Annotated in this window: 19 protein-coding genes; 14 read left to right on the top strand and 5 right to left on the bottom strand. The window is 73.1% G+C overall.

Annotated features, from left to right (window positions below):
• The first annotated feature begins 35 nt into the window (after nucleotides 1-35).
• Both LV78_RS13775 and LV78_RS13770 read left to right on the top strand, forming a co-directional pair.
• Nucleotides 36-1,100, top strand: coding sequence for a glycoside hydrolase family 43 protein (locus tag LV78_RS13775; protein WP_253845655.1), 1,065 nt, complete (start codon nucleotides 36-38; stop codon nucleotides 1,098-1,100).
• 164 nt (nucleotides 1,101-1,264) lie between these two features.
• Nucleotides 1,265-1,663, top strand: a complete 399-nt coding sequence (locus LV78_RS13770; protein WP_253845654.1) for an alanine and proline-rich secreted protein Apa — start codon at nucleotides 1,265-1,267, stop codon at nucleotides 1,661-1,663.
• Nucleotides 1,664-1,855: 192 nt separating this feature from the next.
• Here the strand turns inward: LV78_RS13770 and LV78_RS40725 are convergent, their stop codons facing one another.
• Nucleotides 1,856-1,978, bottom strand: a complete 123-nt coding sequence (locus LV78_RS40725; RefSeq protein WP_301306517.1) for a hypothetical protein — start codon at nucleotides 1,976-1,978, stop codon at nucleotides 1,856-1,858.
• Nucleotides 1,979-2,221: 243 nt separating this feature from the next.
• Here LV78_RS40725 and LV78_RS13765 point away from each other — a divergent pair, with 243 nt between their 5' ends.
• The 8 genes from LV78_RS13765 (at nucleotide 2,222) to LV78_RS13730 (ending at nucleotide 10,293) form a co-directional block, all read left to right on the top strand.
• Nucleotides 2,222-3,031 carry a histidine racemase CntK family protein gene (locus tag LV78_RS13765; RefSeq protein ID WP_253845653.1) on the top strand — a complete coding sequence of 270 codons (810 nt, stop codon included), beginning with the start codon at nucleotides 2,222-2,224 and terminating at the stop codon, nucleotides 3,029-3,031.
• Between the two features lie 96 nt (nucleotides 3,032-3,127).
• Complete coding sequence (locus tag LV78_RS13760; RefSeq protein ID WP_253845652.1) at nucleotides 3,128-3,919, top strand: class I SAM-dependent methyltransferase; 792 nt, start codon at nucleotides 3,128-3,130, stop codon at nucleotides 3,917-3,919.
• Between the two features lie 29 nt (nucleotides 3,920-3,948).
• Nucleotides 3,949-5,247: an opine metallophore biosynthesis dehydrogenase gene (locus tag LV78_RS13755; protein WP_253845651.1), complete on the top strand. Its 1,299-nt coding sequence runs from the start codon at nucleotides 3,949-3,951 to the stop codon at nucleotides 5,245-5,247.
• Entirely contained in the window at nucleotides 5,244-6,503 is a 1,260-nt protein-coding gene (locus tag LV78_RS13750; protein WP_253845650.1) for an MFS transporter, read from the top strand. Before LV78_RS13755 ends, LV78_RS13750 begins: the two co-directional genes overlap by 4 nt.
• A 28-nt stretch (nucleotides 6,504-6,531) precedes the next feature.
• Nucleotides 6,532-7,626, top strand: a complete 1,095-nt coding sequence (locus LV78_RS13745) for an ABC transporter substrate-binding protein (protein WP_253845649.1) — start codon at nucleotides 6,532-6,534, stop codon at nucleotides 7,624-7,626.
• Nucleotides 7,623-8,702, top strand: a complete 1,080-nt coding sequence (locus LV78_RS13740) for a FecCD family ABC transporter permease (protein WP_253845648.1) — start codon at nucleotides 7,623-7,625, stop codon at nucleotides 8,700-8,702. The genes LV78_RS13745 and LV78_RS13740 overlap by 4 nt, the downstream gene beginning before the upstream one ends.
• Complete coding sequence (locus LV78_RS13735; protein WP_253845647.1) at nucleotides 8,699-9,526, top strand: ABC transporter ATP-binding protein; 828 nt, start codon at nucleotides 8,699-8,701, stop codon at nucleotides 9,524-9,526. The genes LV78_RS13740 and LV78_RS13735 overlap by 4 nt, the downstream gene beginning before the upstream one ends.
• On the top strand, nucleotides 9,523-10,293 hold the full coding sequence (locus LV78_RS13730) for a class I SAM-dependent methyltransferase (RefSeq protein WP_253845646.1): 771 nt from the start codon (nucleotides 9,523-9,525) through the stop codon (nucleotides 10,291-10,293). The genes LV78_RS13735 and LV78_RS13730 overlap by 4 nt, the downstream gene beginning before the upstream one ends.
• A 43-nt stretch (nucleotides 10,294-10,336) precedes the next feature.
• On the opposite strand, the gene LV78_RS13725 is transcribed toward LV78_RS13730, so the two are convergent.
• Nucleotides 10,337-11,260: an ABC transporter substrate-binding protein gene (locus LV78_RS13725; RefSeq protein ID WP_253845645.1), complete on the bottom strand. Its 924-nt coding sequence runs from the start codon at nucleotides 11,258-11,260 to the stop codon at nucleotides 10,337-10,339.
• Nucleotides 11,261-11,382: 122 nt separating this feature from the next.
• The gene (locus LV78_RS13720; protein WP_253845644.1) at nucleotides 11,383-12,336 is read right to left on the bottom strand and encodes a FecCD family ABC transporter permease; all 954 of its coding nucleotides are present in this window, start codon (nucleotides 12,334-12,336) and stop codon (nucleotides 11,383-11,385) included.
• Between the two features lie 79 nt (nucleotides 12,337-12,415).
• On the opposite strand from LV78_RS13720, the gene LV78_RS13715 reads away from it, so the two are divergent.
• Complete coding sequence (locus LV78_RS13715; protein WP_253845643.1) at nucleotides 12,416-13,336, top strand: aminoglycoside phosphotransferase family protein; 921 nt, start codon at nucleotides 12,416-12,418, stop codon at nucleotides 13,334-13,336.
• A 10-nt stretch (nucleotides 13,337-13,346) separates the two neighbouring features.
• Here the strand turns inward: LV78_RS13715 and LV78_RS13710 are convergent, their stop codons facing one another.
• Nucleotides 13,347-13,934 carry a TetR/AcrR family transcriptional regulator gene (locus LV78_RS13710; RefSeq protein WP_253845642.1) on the bottom strand — a complete coding sequence of 196 codons (588 nt, stop codon included), beginning with the start codon at nucleotides 13,932-13,934 and terminating at the stop codon, nucleotides 13,347-13,349.
• Nucleotides 13,935-14,003: 69 nt separating this feature from the next.
• On the opposite strand from LV78_RS13710, the gene LV78_RS13705 reads away from it, so the two are divergent.
• Complete coding sequence (locus tag LV78_RS13705; RefSeq protein WP_253845641.1) at nucleotides 14,004-14,852, top strand: alpha/beta hydrolase; 849 nt, start codon at nucleotides 14,004-14,006, stop codon at nucleotides 14,850-14,852.
• Nucleotides 14,853-14,916: 64 nt separating this feature from the next.
• Here LV78_RS13705 and LV78_RS40720 read toward each other — a convergent pair whose 3' ends face one another.
• Entirely contained in the window at nucleotides 14,917-15,531 is a 615-nt protein-coding gene (locus LV78_RS40720; RefSeq protein ID WP_301306516.1) for a TetR/AcrR family transcriptional regulator, read from the bottom strand.
• Between the two features lie 89 nt (nucleotides 15,532-15,620).
• Between LV78_RS40720 and LV78_RS13695 the strand changes: the two genes are divergently transcribed.
• Together LV78_RS13695 and LV78_RS13690 are read left to right on the top strand one after the other, a co-directional pair.
• A complete protein-coding gene (locus LV78_RS13695) occupies nucleotides 15,621-16,490 on the top strand; it encodes an NmrA family NAD(P)-binding protein (protein ID WP_253845640.1) in 870 nt (289 codons plus the stop codon).
• Nucleotides 16,487-17,395, top strand: coding sequence for a TIGR03619 family F420-dependent LLM class oxidoreductase (locus LV78_RS13690; RefSeq protein ID WP_253845639.1), 909 nt, complete (start codon nucleotides 16,487-16,489; stop codon nucleotides 17,393-17,395). Before LV78_RS13695 ends, LV78_RS13690 begins: the two co-directional genes overlap by 4 nt.
• Nucleotides 17,396-17,573 lie beyond the last annotated feature (178 nt).

The following is a 17,573-nucleotide window of genomic DNA, read 5'->3' as shown; positions in this document are numbered from 1 at the left end:
CCCCAACCGGCACGCGTTCCCGGAAAGGAACCCCGATGTCAGTGCGAAGCGCGCTGGGAGCGGCGCGGCGGTCGCTCGCCCTCGCGGCGGCGACCCTCCTCGCGTCCTCCCTCGCCGTCGCCGCGACCGCCCCGCAGGCGGTCGCGGCCCCCGGCCCGTCCTTCACCAACCCCCTGGTCGGCGCGCCCAACAGCGCGGACCCGTCGATCGTCCACAGCGGCGGCAACTGGTACTACGTGGCCACCACCTGGTCCTCGAAGATCGTCATGCGCAAGTCCTCCACCATGGCGGGCCTGAAGACCGCGGCGGAGCAGACCGTGTTCACCCTCGCCCCCGGTCCCGGCTGCTGCACCATGTGGGCCCCGGACATCCAGTGGATCAACAACCGCTGGTACCTGTACTTCTCCGCCGACGCGACCCCCGGCCAGGGCCAGCGCCGCACCGGGGTGCTGGAGAGCAGCGGAACCGACCCGCTGGGGCCCTACACCTACCGGGGCATCCTCAACCTGGAGCCCGACGCCGGGTGGGCGATCGACGGCAGCGTGGTCCGGTTCAACGGCTACGCCAACCACTTCGTCTACTCCGCGTTCCGGGGCGGCGAGCAGAGCCTGTTCATCGCGCCCATGTCGTCACCGGTCCAGGTCTCGCGCAACGGCGTCCGGATCTCGTCGCCGACGCTGTCCTGGGAGCGGCAGGGCGGCGCGGTCAACGAGGGCCCGTACGCGGTGTACAACGCGGGGAAGACGTTCCTGACCTACTCGGCGAGCTCCTGCCAGACGCCCGACTACAAGCTCGGGATGCTGACCTGGACCGGCGGGGACCCGATGTCGCCGAGCTCCTGGGTGAAGAAGTCCTCGCCGATCTTCCAGCGCAACGACGCGGCGGGCGTCTACGGCCCCGGCCACGCCTCGTTCGCCAGGTCGCCCGACGAGACCGAGACCTGGGTCGTCTACCACGCGAACTCCTCCGCGAGCCAGGGCTGCGGCACCACCCGCACCACGCGCGCCCAGAAGATCGCCTGGAACTCGGACGGCTCGCCCAACCTCGGCGCCCCGGTGGCGACGGGGACCACGATCACCGGCCCGTCCGGCGACTCCTGATCCCCCGAACCCGCGCGACGGCCGGGGAGGAAATGGCGAACCGCCGCATTCCCGGAAAAGTCAGGGGGCGTCGAGGGAAAGCGACAGGTGGTCGAGCGTTGTCGGGCCCACAGCGCGCTGCTAGCGTCCACGAAGGTGTTCATTCCCTGTTGAGGAGGAATTGAATGCGGTCGAGGTCCCGCGCGCTCAGCGCCCTGCTCGCCGTTTCCGCCAGTCTCGCCGTTCTCTCCCCCGCCGCGTCCGCCGACCCGATCCCGGCGCCGCTGCCGCCGAACTGCGACGTCGCCGACTTCTGCACCTGGTCCGTCTTCGTCATCCCCGGCGAGCCCTCCGACGCCGTCCCGACCATCCGGACCACCGAGGACTGGAGCGGTGAGGCGGTGGCGTTCCGGCTCTACAACAACACCGGCCGCTACGCGCACGTGTCGTACGAGGAGAAGCTCGACGACGGCACGTACCGCCGGTACGAGAGCTGCTTCGGCCCGGTCTGGAACTACTTCACCCGGCCGTTCACCGTCACCGGCGTGACCTTCCACGACCGGCCGACCCAGCAGTACTGCTGACGCGCGACGGCCGCCACCCCGGCGCACGGGGCGGCGGCCGTCCGGGAAGTCCGCTGTGGACGAACCGGCGTGACGGAATTCCCGCCCGGTTCTACGCCTTCCGCTCCGCCGCCGAACCCGGCCCGCGCCTTTTCGTCACGATTCCTCGCGCCCGCCCGATGTCACCCCCCCTCGCGCTCGAATCGGGTGACATCACGTCGCCGTGTCGACGTGCGCGACCGGGAGCGCTCCGAGTTGCTCGGGGACCTGGCGATCGTGTTCCAGGACGTGTGCCTGCTCGACGCCGCCGTCGAGGAGAACCTGCGGATCGCGCACCCGGAGGCCACCGCCGAGGAGCGGGTGTCGGCGACGCCGCGTCCCGCTCCTCCGTCCGACCGGCTGAATGTGGCGCGCGTCACACTTACTGCCGCCGTGGAACTTCATCGTTTCCGAGAGCGACCCCTTACCGTAACGAGTTGCTCACGATGCGCTGTCTGCCCAGCTGGCGGCCGGGTCGGACGGCGGGACTGGAGGAGGGGTCGGTGGGACACGACATCACCCGGTTACCGGGGGCCCGCCTTGATCAGCCGTGAGATCGACTTCGTCAAGCTCGACCCGACCCAGAACATGACCCTCCTGGTGCGCACCGAGCACCCCGAGGAGGAGCACCGGGACATCGCCCTGCGGCTCATGGCGTACGAGCACCTGCACGCCGAGCAGGTCGGGTTCGTGCGCAAGCCCGGATCACCCGACGCCGACATCAGCCTGCGCATGGCGGGCGGCGAGTTCTGCGGCAACGCCTGCATGGCGCTCGCCGCGCTGGCCGCGCCCCCCGACGAGCTGGCCGCCGGTCACCCGGTCGACGTCGTCCTCGAAGCCTCCGGCGCGCGGGAGCTGGTCCGCTGCCGCGTCCTGCGGCACGCGCGCGAGTACACCTGCGAGCTGGCCATGCCGCTCCCCGAGTCGGTGGAGCGCGGCGCGGACGGGGTGGCGCTCGTGCGCTACGACGACTCGCTGCACGTGGTCGTGGAGACCGGCCGCCCCGGCCGGGCGCTCAGGGCGTGGGCCCAGCGCCTCGCGGCCCGGCTCGGTGAGCGCGAGGGCGCCTCGCTGGTCGGCGTCATGCTCTACGAACCGCGTTCCGGCCACCTCACCCCGCTCGTCCACGTCCCCCTGCTGGGCAGCGCCGTCTGGGAGCGCGGCTGCGGGTCGGGCGCGGCGGCGCTGGCCGCCTACCTGGCCTGGAAGGGCCGGACCTCCGTCACCACGCGCGTGCGCCAACCCGGCGGCGTGATGACCGTGGCCGCCGACCACGCGCGGGGCGTGCTCACCGGCGTCCGCGTCCAGGGCACCGTCCGGGTCGTGGCCGAGGGGAGGGCCTACCTCTAGCCGACCGCCGCCGCCGATCCGCTGCCGAACCGCCGCCGCCGATCCGCCGCCGAACCGCGCACCACCGGGACAGCGCACCACCGGGACAGGAGGAGCATGGGCACCGCAGAACTCCGACCGCTGCTCGACCGGCACCTGACCGCCCTGCGGCGGGCCGCCGCGAGCTACGACGGCACCACCCGCCACGCCCCCGACGTCGATCGCGTCGTCGGCGACTACTCCGCGTTCGTCACCGACCCGCGCCACCACGCCGCCTGGGACGCGCTCGCGCGCACCGACCCGCCCTGGTTCGCGCCCCTGGTGGACGAGCTGCGCTCCGCGTCCGCCCGCTGCGCCGCGATCATGGAGAAGCACCGCGCCCTCGACCTGCTGGACGGCCGCACCGCCAAGGCGGGCTACTTCGACAACGTCGAGTCCTGCATCGAGGACGAGTTCGGCGCGTTCCACCTCACCACAGACTCCCGCGTCCTGCTCGTCGGCTCCGGCTCGTTCCCGATGACCCCGCTGCGCGTCGCCCGCCTCACCGGCGCCCGCGTCGTCGGCGTCGACATCGACCCCGAGGCCGTCGAACTCGGCCGCCGCGTCGTCCGCACCCTCGGCGACGGCCTGGACATCACCCTGGAGCCCACCCCGCTCCCGGAACTGCCCTTCACCGCCGAGGCCACGCACGTCATCTTCAGCTCCACCGTGTCGGTGAAGTACGACCTGCTCGACGCGCTCCACGCCACCACGCGCCCCGACGTGGTCGTGGCCATGCGCTACGGGGACCACCTGAAGTCCCTGTTCAACTACCCGACCAGACCCGTCGACCCCCGCAGGTGGGTGCGCGCCGGTTCGGTCCTGCGACCCGAGCACATCTTCGACGTCGCCCTCTACACCAAGGCGTGACCGCGCCCAGTGCGCAGAACGGAACAGGGATGGACGACTTCCACCGGGTCCTGATCGCCGGGACCGGACCGACCACCGCGCAGCTCGCCGTCCTGCTCGGCGCGGGGCGGGGGAGCGGGATCGGCGTCGCGGGCAGGCGCTCCGCCCGCTCGGCCGCCTTCTTCGCCGAGTTGGAGCGCGCGGGCCGCACCGTCCGCGTCGACGTGCAGAACGAGCAGCACCGCGCGGCGGCGGGCGAGCACCCGGTGGCCGAGGTGTTCCAGGGCTACGGGGCGGTCACCGGCCGGTGGGGCGCGCTCGTGCTCGCCGTGACCGCCGACGCCTACACCCCGGTGCTCGACCACCTCGACCCCGAGGTGCTGCGCGGCCTCGGCTGCGTCGTCCTCGTCTCGCCGACGTTCGGCTCGCACGCCCTGGTGCGCGGGCGCCTGCGCGACCTGGGCGCGGACGCCGAGGTGATCAGCCTCTCCAGCTACCTCGGTGACACCCGCTGGTCCGACGGGACCCCGTCACCCCACGTCCTGACCGCCGGGATCAAGAAGCGCCTCTACCTCGGCTCCGACCGGGGGAGCACGCCCAACCTGGAGCTGCTGCGCGAGCTGCACCGCGGCCTCGGCGTCGACCCGGTGGCCGTCTCCGGCCCGCTGGAGGCCGAGACCAGGAACATCTCCCTCTACGTGCACCCGGCGCTGTTCATGAACGAGATCACCCTGAACGCGGTGTTCTTCGAGACCACACCGGTCAAGTACGTCTACAAGCTGATCCCCGAGGGCCCGGTCTCACCCGCGCTCGTCAACGACGTCGTCAACCAGTGGAGGGAGATCACCGCCGTCGTCGCGCGGATGGGCGTCGACGGCGTGAACCTGCTGCGGTTCATGGTGGACGACAGCTACCCGGTGCGGCCGGAGAGCATCTCCCGCCGGGACGTCGAGCGGTTCGAGGAGCTGCCGCCGGTGCACCAGGACTACCTCGTGTACGTCCGCTACGCCTCGCTGCTGGTCGACCCGTTCTCCGAGCCCGACGCGGACGGCCGCTACTTCGACTTCTCCGCCATCCCGATCCGCCGCCTCTTCCGCGACGCCGATGGCCGCTGGGAGGTGCCCAGGATGCCGAAGGAGGACTACTACCGCACCAAGGTCGTCCAGGGCGTCGCCCGGCACCTCGGCGTGCCCTGCCCCACCATCGACAAGCTCCTCGCCCGCTACGAGGACGCCCTCACCCGCGCCGCCGCGCTCCGCGCGGGCGAGCCGCTCACGGACGCCTTCACCGTGCGCGACTTCCACGAGGACCTCGACGTCATCCGCGCCGAGCTGGGGCGCGCCCGGTGAGCGCGGCCCCCGACAGCGCGGCCCCCGACGAGCGGACGGCCGACGAGCGCCCCGAGAGCGACCGGCGCATCGCCGCCGCCGTGCTGCCCGCCCTGGTCGCCTCGGTGCTCGGGCTGCTGCCCTTCACCGTCTACAGCACGTTCCTGGTCCCCATCGCCGACGCCGCCGGTGACGCCGACGCCACCGTCGGCGCGCTGCGCGGCCTGGGCGGGGTCGGCGCGGTGCTAGTGGGCGTGGCGATCGCCCCGCTGATCGGCCGGGCGCCGCCCGGCCGGGTCGCCGCCTGGGGCCTGCTGCTGCTCGCCGCCGCCTCCCTGGTCGGCACGGTCGCCGAACTGCCCGCGCTGGCCGCGTTCTGCCTGCTGGTGGGCGTGTCGAACGCGGTGCTCTACCCGGCGCTGACCACGGCGGCGGCCGACCGGTTCGGCGATGGCCCGTCCGCCGCCCGCGCCGCCACGCTGGTGACCGCGACCAAGACCCTCGCCGCCACGCTCGTCGCGCCGCTGGTCGCGCTGCCCGCGCTGTGGTGGGGCTGGCGCGGCGACCTGGTCGCCATCGCGGTGCTCGCGCTCGCGCTCACCCCCGTGCTGCTCCGCCACGGCCGCGAGCAGCACGTCCCCGCCCCGCAGCACGGCTACCTCGCGGCGTTCCGGGGCCTGGCCGCCGTGCCGGGGGCCCGCGCGCTGCTGCTGGTCTCGTTCGGCCAAGCCGCCGCGTTCCAGGGCTACCTCGCCTACCTGGCCCCGTTCTACGCCGACCGGTTCGGCCTCGCACCCGGCCTGTTCGCGCTGGTGTGGACGCTCAGCGGCACCTCGTTCTTCCTCGGCAACCTGATCACCGGCCGCCTGGTCAACACCACCGGCTCCGACCTGCGGGCCCGCCGCGCGCTGCACCTGTTCCTGCCGCTCGCGCTGCTCTCCCTGTTCGGCGTCTACCTGGCGCCCGCGCTGCCGCTGGCCCTGCTGTGCACGGCGGTGCTCTCCGCCAGCCACGCGGTGGGCGTGGCCTCGGTGGTGACCCTGCTGGTGCGCCGGGGCGGGGCGCTGCGCGGCGCCGCGCTGAGCGTCAACGCCTCCGGCATGAGCCTGGGCCTGTTCCTGGGCGCGGGCGCCGGTGGCGCGGGCCTGGCGGCGGGCGGGTACCCCGGAGCCGCCGTGGTGTTCGGCCTGTTCACCGCGCTCTGCGTCGCCGCCGCCGCGACCGTCCGCGCCGCCCCCCTGACCCCGGCCGCCGGTCGGGACCCGAGTCCGAGATGAGCCCGAGTCCGAGATGAGGTGGTGGAGCTTGTCCACGACAGGCCACAGCGCGGTGGCTCTCCCCAGGCACTCCAGGGGCAGACCGCTCGCGGTCGCCCTGCTCTCGCTGTCCGCCCTGCTCGCCGGGTGCGCGACCGACGGCCGGACCGGCGCCACGACCCCGCCCGACCCGTCCGGCCACTACCCGGTCACCGTGCGGAACTGCGGCCGCGAGGTCACCTTCGACCGCGCGCCCGGCCGCGTCTACCTCGGCTTCCAGTCCGCGGCGGAGCTGTTCTTCGGCCTCGGCCTGGGGGAGCGGGCCATCGCCCAGATCAAGCCGGTGGACCCGCCGCTGCCCGAGCAGGCCGCCGACTTCGAGCGGGTCCCGGACGAGTCCCCGGACAGCTACGTCCCGGTCGGCAAGGAGCAGATGTTCGGCCTGCGCCCCGACCTGCTCCTCGCCTACGTCAACTCCGAGTACGGCGGCCCCGACCAGCTCGCCCCCGGACTGGCCACCGTCGACGACCTCCAGGCCATCGGCGCGCGCGTCTACGCCCTGGTCTGCCCCGAGGACACCCCGGTCCGCACCGGGTTCACCTACCGCGCCCTCACCGACCTCGGCGTCATCTTCGACGTCGAGGACGAGGCCGCGCGTGTGGTCGAGTCGATGAAGGCCCGCGTCGCCGAGGTGCGGCGCCGCGTCGCCGGGCGCACCCCCGTGCCGGTGTTCTACTACTACGGCGGCGAGGGCCCGATCATGACCGGCACCCGCGACGCGTTCGTCGACGAGGTCATCGGCCTGGCGGGCGGGGTCAACGTCTTCGGCGACGTCGGCGGCGGACGGCGGGGCTTCCTGGACGTCTCCCAGGAGCGGGTGGCCGCCACCGACCCGGCCGTCTTCCTCGTCGGCGCCAGCCCGAACGACGACCGGGACGTCCAGGCCAAGACCGACTACCTCTACCGGACCTTCCCGAGGATGCGGGCCAGCCGGGACCGCCGCACCGCCCTGACCTACGACACCGCGAACACCCCCGGCCTGCGGTTCGTGGACGTGGTCGAGGACCTGGCGCGCACCCTGCACCCGGACGCGTTCGACCCCGAGCCCGGCGCGCCGCCGACCACCACCTCGGGGGAGCGATGACCGCCTCCGCGCCCCCGACCGACCCCCCGCCCCCGACCGCCCGCACGGCCACCCGCGCGGCGGTCATGCTGGCCCTGTCCGGCGCGGTGGTGCTCGGCGTCCTGCTGGCCACCTCGCTCGGCCCGGTCCGGGTCCCGCTGCGGGAGACCGCGCAGGTCGTCCTGCACCACCTCTCCGCCGACCTGTTCCGCCCCGCCGACCCGGTGAACGACCAGATCGTGTGGCAGTTCCGGCTGCCCAGGGCCCTGCTGGGCGCCGTGGTCGGCGCGGGCCTGGCCTCGGTCGGCGTCGTGCTCCAGGCCGTGGTGCGCAACCCGCTGGCCGACCCGTACCTGCTCGGCGTCTCCTCCGGCGCGTCCTTCGGCGCCGTCCTGGTGCTGGTGGTCGGCTCCTCCGCCGCGGCCGGGCTCGGCCTGTCCTCGGCCGCGTTCGCGGGCGCGCTCGTGGCCACCCTGCTGGTCTACCTGCTGGCCCAGCGCGCGGGCCGGGTCACCCCGTTCCGGCTGATCCTGGCCGGCGTGTCGCTGGCCTACCTGTTCCAGGCCCTCTACGGGCTCCTGCTGCTGCACGCCAGCCCCTACGACGTGCAGGGCGTGCTGGTGTGGCTGTTCGGCAGCCTGGGCTCCACCGAGTGGGGCGACGTGGCCGTGCCCACTGCCTGCGTGGTCGCGGGCGTGCTCTACCTGCGCACCCAGGCCAGGCCGCTGAACTCGCTGCTGGCGGGGGAGGAGACGGCGGTCTCCCTCGGCCTGGACGTCGCCCGGTTCCGGGTGCGGATGCTGGTGGTGACCTCGCTGGTGGTCGGCGTGGTGGTCGCGGTCAGCGGCGCGGTGGCGTTCGTCGGGCTGATCGTGCCGCACCTGTGCAGGCTGGTGGTCGGCTCGGACCACCGCGTGCTGCTGCCGGTCGCCGCGCTGACCGGGGCGGTGTTCCTGGTGCTGATGGACCTGGCCGCCCGCACGGTGCTCGCGCCGACCGAGCTGCCGCTGTCCATCGTGACCTCGGTGTTCGGGGTGCCGTTCTTCATCTGGCTGCTGCGGCAGCGCGAAGCGGGGCGGGAGGCGAGGTTCGGGTGAGCGCGCTCAACGGGAACCCAGGCCCCCGGCTCGTCGTCGACGGCGTCTCGGTGGCGCTGGGCGGGACCGAGGTGGTGACCGGGGCGAGCCTGACCGTGGGCGCGGGCGAGGTGGTCGGCGTCGTCGGCCCCAACGGCAGCGGCAAGTCCACGCTGCTGCGCGCCGTCTACCGGGCCCTGCGCCCCTCGGCCGGTGCGGTGCGGGTCGACGGCGCCGACGTGTGGGGCCTCAGTGCCCGCGACTCGGCCCGCCGCACCGCCGTGGTGGTGCAGGAGAGCGGCAGCGACTTCGCGCTCAAGGTCGCCGACGTGGTCGCGATGGGCCGCAACCCGCACAAGGGCCCGCTGGACCGCGACACCGCCGACGACCACCGGATCTGCGCCGAGGCGGTCGCCAGGACCGGCGTCGCGCACCTGGCCGGGCGCGACTTCGACACCCTCTCCGGCGGCGAGAAGCAGCGGGTGCTGCTGGCGCGGGCGCTGGCCCAGCAGCCCAGGCTGCTCGTGCTCGACGAGCCCACCAACCACCTGGACATCCGCTACCAGCTGGAGCTGCTCGACCTGGTGCGCGCCCTGGGCACGACCACCCTCACCGTCATGCACGACCTGACCCTGGCCGTGGCCTACTGCGACCGCGTGCACGTGCTGCACCGGGGCCGGGTCGTCGCGGACGGCCCACCGTCCCACGTCCTCACCCCCGAGCTGGTCGCCGAGGTCTTCGGCGTCCGCGCCTGCCGCTGGGTCGACCCCGACACCGGCCAGGCGCACCTCGGCTTCTCCCGCCTCCCCGGCCCGGACCGAACCGCAGAGAGGAACCCCGCGTGACCGCCCAGCCCACCCCGCTGCCCGACCTCCTGACCAGGTGGGACGTCCAGCAGACCGCCTACATCGCCGACCGCGACCGCGTGTACGAGGTCATGTTCGAGGTCCTCACCCACCTCAAGCCCGCCGAGGACCTCGTGGTGCTCGACCTGGCCTGCGGCCCCGGCGCGATCAGCGGCAGGCTGCTGGAGCTGCTGCCCAAGGCGCGCGCCGTGGCGGTGGACGTGGACCCGGTGCTCCTGGCCATCGGCGAGGGCTCCCTCGGCGAGGTGGACGGCCGCCTGCGCTGGGTGCGCGCCGACCTGCGCGACCCGGACTGGCCCGAAGCCCTCGGCGAGGACGCGGGCGCCTTCGACGCGGTCCTGTCCAGTACCGCCCTGCACTGGCTCGACCCGGCCGTGCTGACCGCCACCTACCGCCACGCCCTGCGCCTGCTGCGCCCGGACGGCGTGCTGCTCAACGCCGACTACCTGCCGCACCCGCAGGGCAGCAGGCTGCGCGCGGTGAGCGACGCGATCGCCCTGACCCGGCGCGAACGCGCGCTGGCCGGGGGAGCGGAGTCCTGGGAGAGCTGGTGGGAGGCGGTGCGGGCCGAACCCGCGCTGGCGGACGCCCTGGCCGAGCGGGCGGCCCTGTGGCCGGAGGGCGCCCGCGACTGGACCGGCGCCTCGCACCGCTTCCACGAGGCCGCCCTGCTCGACGCCGGGTTCGCGGAGGCGGGCGTGGTGTGGCAGGACCTGCAGGAGCGGATCGTCGTCGGACTGCGCTGACGGTCGTCGCCGGGCCGGGGCACGTCCCCGGCCCGGCTCGCCGTCAGCCCGGCACGTCCAACCGCGCCTCGATCCCGCTGCGCGGCGCCAGGTCCCCCGCCTCCAGCGCGACCCGCAGGTGCTCGGCGGCGTCCACGTTCAGCGGGCTGCTCGTCCACATCGCGAACGGCAGGTTCAGGAACCGCCCCGCCACGACGGCGGGCAGGTCCCTGGTGGCGGGGTTGGTGCGCAGCACCTCCACCTTGTCCTCGAAGCTCTGGGCGCCGTAGTCCACGAACGCGATGAAGTCCGGCCGGGCCGCGACGACCCGCTCCCAGGACACCGAGGTCCAGGACTCCTCCAGGTCCCCCAGCGCGTTCCGCGCCCCGGCGGCCTCGATGATCGCCTGGGGCGCGCCGTAGGCCCCGCTGGAGTAGACGTCCGAGGTCCCCCGGTCGAACAGGAACACCGAGGGCCTCTCCCGAGGCGCGGGCGCGGAGCCCAACGCCCCCAACCGCGCGTCGATCCCGCCGACCACCTCCTCGGCCTCCGCCTCCCGCCCGGTGATCCGCCCCAACCCGCGCAGGTCGGTCCGCAGCGCCTCCCACGGCTCCACCGTCCCGCGCTCGGCCCCACCACCGCGCCGACACCCCTCGGTGGACTGGTAGGCCGCGATCGACCGCTCCGCCAACCGCTCCGGCGACACGGCGTCCCCGTCGCTGAACCACGACACCACCACGTCGGCCCGCCGCGCCACCACGTTCTCCAACGACGGCTGCCCCTCGGTCGCGATCACGAGCCCGTCCACGACCTCGCTCCCGTAAGCCGCAGCGAGCACGTCCCGGTCGTCACCGAGGGCGCTCACGGCGGCCACCCTGTCCGCCGCGCCGATGGCCAGCACGGTGGCGATCCGGTTGCCCTGGTTGACGAACAACCGCTGAGCCGGACTCGGGTAGGACACCTCAACGCCGCAGTTGACCACACCCACCCGCCCCGCACCGGTGCCGACCGCCCCACCGCACCCGGAGAGCGCTAAGCAGAGAACCAACCCGGAAAACCCGGCGCCACGCCACGAAGTCCTCACGCACGACCCCTTCTCGTCAACGGAAATCACCCGGCGAACCCGTAGCGCTTGCGCCCCAGCAGAACCAGGAAAACCGGCGCGCCCACCAACCCGGTCACCACGCTCAACGGCATCTCCTGAGGCCGCACCAGCACGCGGGCCGCCACGTCCACCCACACCAGCAGCACCGCCCCGCCCAGCGCCGCGACCGGCAGCACCGCCAGGTGCCGCGCCCCCACCGCGAGCCGCGCCAGGTGCGGGACGACCAGCCCCACGAACCCGATCCCACCCGACACCGCGACCAGCACCCCGACCAGCACCGAGGTCAGCACGAACAACCCGATCCGCAGCCCGCGAACCGGAACCCCCAACGTGACCGCGAGCTCCTCGCCACCGGCCAGCGCGTCCAACCACCCGTGCACCACCAGCAGCGCCACCGCCGACGCCACCACCACACCCACCACCGGCCAGGCCCCGGCCCAGGTGGCCCCCGACAAGCTGCCCAACAACCAGTGCAGCACCGCCTGGGCGGCGGCGGGCTCACCGCTGGCGAACACCAGGAAGCTCGACACCGCCGACAACGCCGCCGACAGCACCACCCCGGTCAGCACCAACCGCAACGGCGCGAGCCCACCCTGCGCCGCGGAAACCCCGAGCACCAGCAACACCGCCACCCCGGCCCCGACCAGCGCCCCCGCCGACAACGCCCACACCCCGAGCCCGCCGAGCGCACCCGTGACGATCACCAACGTCGCCCCGACCGACGCGCCCGACGACACCCCCAGCAGGTGCGGATCGGCCAGCGGATTGCGCACCAACGTCTGGAGCACCGCCCCCGCCAACGCCAACCCCGCCCCCACGGCGGCCCCGGTCACCACGCGCGGCGCCCGCAGATCCCGCACGATCACGTCGTACACCGGGTCACCACCGGCCCCGACCACGCTCGCCCACACCCCGCCCACCCGCAGCGGTTCCGCCCCCAGGGCGAGGGAAACGACCACGCTGACCACCAACACCCCGGCAAGCCCCACGACCAAAGGCAGCACCGGCACCCGCCGAACCCCTCGCTCAGGAGCCCCAGTGGACCTGCACGTCCCAGACCACCTGATCACCACCCACCTCCAAGCCGATGACACCGCCCGCTCCTGGCTGTCCACCCTGCCAACCCTGGTGGACGACCTCCTGACCCGCTGGACCCTGACCCCGGACGGCCCACCCCGCTCAGGCCAAGCCGCGCTCGCGCTCCCGGTCCGCCGAGCGGACGACACCCCGGCCGTGCTGCGCCTGCAACCGCCGACACCGGGAACCAGGGCGGCCGTGACCGGCCTGCGCCGGTGGGCGGGCAGAGGCGCCGTGCGCCTGCTGGAGCACGACCCGACGACCACCACCACGCTGCTGGAACGCCTGGACGCCACCCGGACCCTGGAGACCGTCGAGGACGACGACGAGGCCACGCGCGTGATCGCCGACCTCCTCACCACCCTGACCCAGGTGCAGGCCCCACCCGACGTCCCCAGGCTGCGCGACGTCGCGGGCGCGATGGTCGACCGGGCCCCGGACGCCGCGCGGTCCCTGCGCTCCCCGACCGACCGCGCCCTGCTGCTGTCCTGGTCCGCAACGGTCGCCGAACTGCTGACCGACCCCGGCGACCGCCTGCTGCACTGGGACCTGCACTACGGCAACGTCCTGGCGGGAGACCGCGCCCCCTGGCTGGCGATCGACCCGGAACCCCTCGCGGGCGACCCCGGCTTCGACCTGTGGCCCGCCCTGGACAGCAACTGGAACGCGGTGCTGGCGACCGGAACCCCGACCCGAGCCGTCCGCAGGCGCTTCGACCTGCTCACCGAAGCACTGGGCCTGGACCGCGAACGCGCTGCGGCCTGGACCCTGGGCCGCCTGCTCCAGAACTCCCTGTGGGACGTCGAAGACGGCAGGACCTCCCTGGCGCCGTCCCAGGTGACCGTGGCCCATGCCGTGACCCCGGCCGGGAGCAACCCCTGAGCCGACCCCGTCACGGGCGCCCGCCCCGCTCCCCGCCCATCCGCAGGACCAGCGCGATCGCGTCCCCCGAGCACACCCCCGGCGTCAGCACCTCCTGCAGCAGCAACCCCCGCATCGCGGCGGTGACCACCGTGGCCCTGACCATCGCCTCCCCAGGGTCGTCCCCGTCGCGCTCGGCCAACGACGCCAGCACCCCGGTCAGGTCGTCCAACGACGACACGAACTCCCGGTACTCGTCCGGCCGGTAGGCCGCCAACCCCACCACGTGGAAGAACCCCCGGATCCGCGACAGCTGCTCCGGACTCGTGTAAGCCCGCCACACCGCCAGGACGAGGTCGTCGAAGCCGCCCTTCCCCGCGTCCCGGAACAACTCCGCGTTGTCACGGGCCCGCTGCACCGCCAGCACCGCCGCCAGCACCCCCGTGAGCGAGCCGAAGTGGTACCGCAGCAGCGCGTGACTGCTCCCGATCCGGGCGGCGATCTCGCGCAGCGAGGTCTCCGGCGGCGGCAGCCCGTCGTCGAAGACCTCCAGGAGCCGCGCCAGGAGGCGCTCACGCGCGTCACCGCCGCCGTTGCGCGCAGTGCTTGACAGGGCCACACCCGTAGTTTATCCATTGGGCAAGGAATTTATCCAATGGAAAACCCGAAGCGCCGTGGAGGACCCCCGATGAGCGCCCTGTGGCAAGGCTGCCTGCCCGACACCGACTACTTCGAGCTGCGCTCCGCCGGCGGGCACGACTACGGCATCTGGGTCACCACCCCGCCCGGCCACGACCCCACCACCGCGAGTCCCCCCGTCGTCTACGTCCTCGACGGCAACTGGTCCGTCGGCCAGACCGCCCCGCTCATCGTCACCCAGCGGGACCCCATGCAGCGGGTCCAGCCGTACATCCAGGTCAGCGTCGGCTACGCGGGCGAGGAGGCCGAGCACTGGGCCAGGGTGCGCAACCGGGACCTGGTGCCACCCGGCGAACCCGTCGCCCCGGAGCTCCTGGACGCGGTGGAACTGGGGGTGAGCACCGGGGCGATGACCCGCGAACAGGCCGACGCCTACCTGGACGAACTGCGCGACACCAGGGCCGACGAGTTCCTGACCTTCCTGACCGAGGAGCTGCACCCCCGGATCGAACGCGACTACCGCACCGCCAAGAGCGGCCACGGCCTGTTCGGCTACTCCTACGGCGGCCTGTTCGCCCTCTACGCCTGGCTCACCGGCGCCACGCTGTTCGACACCGTAGGAGCCGGAAGCCCAGGCGTCGCCGGCGAGGACAGCCAGATCTTCAAGCAGCTCGACACCCTGACCGACCGCACCGCCAAGCTCCACCTGACCTTCAACGACCGCGAGCTCCTCGGAACCATCCCCGTCTACCAGAACCTCGCGAAGAACGCGGCCACCGTCCTGCACCGCCTCACCGCGCACGGCGCGTCGGTCACCAGCGAGGTCCTGCGCGAAACCCACGTGACGGGCCTCCAGCCCTCGTTCCTCAGCTACCTCAGGACGTGCCGCGCTTCGTGACCGCCGGAAGGCGGCGCGCCGTCGCCTCGGGGGGCTGGTCCGGGTGCTGGACCAGCCCCGACGACTACGGTCGCGCCAGTTCCTCGATCACCCGGTCCACCTCCACCTCCGGATCGGCGATCCGCGCCGCCCGCAACACCCCCGCCAGCACCGTCATCAGCATCTCCACCACCGCGCCCTGGTCGAACGGGTGCTCGCTCAGCAGGTGGTCGCGCGCCAACTGGTCGGCCGCCGTCGTGTACATCCGCAGCACTGCCCGCACCGCGGGCCGCTCGAAGTCCAGCCCCAGGTTCTCCGCGAGGCTCCGGTTGCCCTCGTCCCGCACCCGGTCGAACCCCTCCTCCACGCCCCACGACTGGAGCACCAGGTTCAACGCCAGCTCCCGGTGCGCCACGAGGTAGGCCAGGTGCGCCGCGTGCGACCGCCGGATCCGCCTGCCCACCGGCACCGCCGGGTCGTTGACGTGCAGCGCCAGCACCTCGCGCCCGATCGCGCACAGCACCTCGCCGTAGAGCCCCTGCTTGCTGCCGAAGTGGTGGAACACCAACCCGTGCGCGACGCCCGCCGCTCGGGCGATGTCGGCCGCCTTGACCTCGTCGTACGTCGACGTGATGAACAGCTCTCGGGCCGCAGCCAGGACCTTCTCCCTGGTGACGGCGGCGGTGGCGGCGCGGGTCATGGGCTCACGCTAACAGTTCATTGACTCGAAGTCAGCGAAGCGGTATCCATTGATTGAGAGTCATTGACTCCAAGTCAACGGAGGACGGCATGACCAAGACCCTGATCATCGGAGCAACCGGCACCGTGGGCGGCCTGGTGCTGCGCGAAGCCGTGCGCCGGGGCGCGGACGCGCGGGCGTTAGTGCGCGACAAGGCACGGGCGAACCTCCCCGCCCAGGTCGAGCTCATGCAGGGCGACCTCGCCGACCGCGAGGCCGTCCGGGCCGCGCTGCGCGGCGTCGACTCGGCGTTCTACGTGTCACCGCACGAGACCAACGAGGTCGAGATCGCCACCCTCTTCGGCGAGGAGGCCCAACGCGCGGGCGTCCGCCTGGTGTTCGGCGGCTTCCACATCGAGGACGACGCCACCCGCGAAGCGGCGGGCGACTCGATCCCGGCCTACGTCCCGAAGCTCGAGCTGGCCGCGTTCCTGGCGCGCACCGACACCCGCCCCGCGATGTTCAGCCTCACCAACTTCGACCAGAACGACGAGGTCTTCCGCGCCGACATCGAGGCAGGCGCCTTCCCGACCCCACTGCACCCCGACGGCGTGAACCGCATCGACCTGCGCGACGCCGCCGAGGTCATCACCACCGCGCTGACCACCCCGGACTTCCCGGCGGGCTCCTACCAGCTCCTCGGACCGGAGTCGCTCAACGGCGAGCAGAGCGCCCAGATCTGGTCCGAGGCGCTCGGCCGCGAGGTCGTCTACACCGGCGACGACCCCCAGTGGCGCAAGTCCTTCGAGCGCAGGCTGTCCGGCCGAAAGCTCGCGGACTGGATCCGCAGCTTCGAACTCCTGGGCGCCTCCCCGATCCCGACCGACCCCGCCGAGGTCGAGACCATGACCAAGCTCCTCGGCCGCCCGCCCCGCACCCTGCGCGACTACGCGCGCGACTCGGTGGCGGGGGCGAGGTGAAAATCGGATTCACGCTGCCGCAGGCCGGAAACGTGGCCTGGCAAGCCCCGCAGGCAGCGAGGTACGCGCGCGAGTTGGAACAACGAGGAGCCGACAGCCTCTGGGTGATCGATCGCCTGCTGTCCCCGGTCAACCCCACCCTAGGCCACAACGGCGGCGAGGACTTCCCACCCGAGTTCCGCGCCGTCCTGGACCCGTTCGTCCTCCTGGCCGCAGCCGCCACCGCAACCGAGCGGGTCCAGATCGGCAGCAACGTCCTCAACGCCCCCTGGTACCCACCCGCACTCCTGGCCCGCGCCCTCACCACGCTCGACGTCCTCAGCGCAGGCCGCCTGGTGCCCGGCTTCGGCGTCGGCTGGTCCCCGGACGAGTTCGAGGCCGTGAACGTCCCGATGTCCGAACGCGGCGCCCGCCTGGACGAGACCCTGGACGTGCTGGAGCAGCTCTGGACGGCGGATCCCGCCGAATACCAAGGAAAGCACTGGACCCTCCCCGCCACCCGAGCAGCCCTGAAACCGATCCGCCGCCCGCCGATCTACCTGGCGGCCTTCGCCCCCGCGTCCATGCGCCGCGTCGCGACCCGAGCCGACGGCTGGCTCCCAGCCCTGGTCCCACCCCGCACCACGGACATCGAGACGGCCGTGACCAAACCCTGGGCGATGATCCGCGCCCTGGCGGAGAAAGCAGGCCGCGACCCGGCCGAGATCGACGTGATCCTGCGCATCTACCCGACCACCCGCTCCGACACCGCCGTGGCGGAACTGGCCGACCTGATCAAACGCGTGGAAGCGGAGTCCGAGGTCCGCCACGTCCTGGTGGACCTGATGTACCTCGCCGACGACGTCGACCAGATGCTCGACCTGGCAACCGGAGTGCTCTCGACCGCGCGCGGACAGCGGAAGTGACCAGCGACAAGCACGAAGCCGCCTGATCGTCCCCGGCGCCGGAACCGCCGAGGAGTTCCCCGCCATTCCAATCACCGGATCCGGGCGGGTGAGAAGCCGCAGGGCATCTGCGTAATCGCCTCGGAGAAGCTCATTCCCGCAGGCTCCTCACCCGTCGGATCGGTGTCGTGGATCGCGA

The sequence above is a fragment of the Actinosynnema pretiosum genome, from assembly GCF_024171695.1.
GTDB lineage: Bacteria > Actinomycetota > Actinomycetes > Mycobacteriales > Pseudonocardiaceae > Actinosynnema > Actinosynnema pretiosum.
This window is presented reverse-complemented; position numbering and strand designations above follow the sequence as displayed.

What these genes read in the sequence shown, in the direction of transcription:
- LV78_RS13775 (WP_253845655.1), top strand. Translation starts at nt 36, where the DNA reads ATGTCAGTGCGAAGCGCGCTGGGAGCGGCGCGGCGGTCGCTCGCCCTC.
- LV78_RS13770 (WP_253845654.1), top strand. Translation starts at nt 1,265, where the DNA reads ATGCGGTCGAGGTCCCGCGCGCTCAGCGCCCTGCTCGCCGTTTCCGCC.
- LV78_RS13760 (WP_253845652.1), top strand. Translation starts at nt 3,128, where the DNA reads ATGGGCACCGCAGAACTCCGACCGCTGCTCGACCGGCACCTGACCGCC.
- LV78_RS13755 (WP_253845651.1), top strand. Translation starts at nt 3,949, where the DNA reads ATGGACGACTTCCACCGGGTCCTGATCGCCGGGACCGGACCGACCACC.
- LV78_RS13740 (WP_253845648.1), top strand. Translation starts at nt 7,623, where the DNA reads ATGACCGCCTCCGCGCCCCCGACCGACCCCCCGCCCCCGACCGCCCGC.
- LV78_RS13705 (WP_253845641.1), top strand. Translation starts at nt 14,004, where the DNA reads ATGAGCGCCCTGTGGCAAGGCTGCCTGCCCGACACCGACTACTTCGAG.
- LV78_RS40720 (WP_301306516.1), bottom strand. Translation starts at nt 15,531, where the DNA reads ATGACCCGCGCCGCCACCGCCGCCGTCACCAGGGAGAAGGTCCTGGCT.
- LV78_RS13695 (WP_253845640.1), top strand. Translation starts at nt 15,621, where the DNA reads ATGACCAAGACCCTGATCATCGGAGCAACCGGCACCGTGGGCGGCCTG.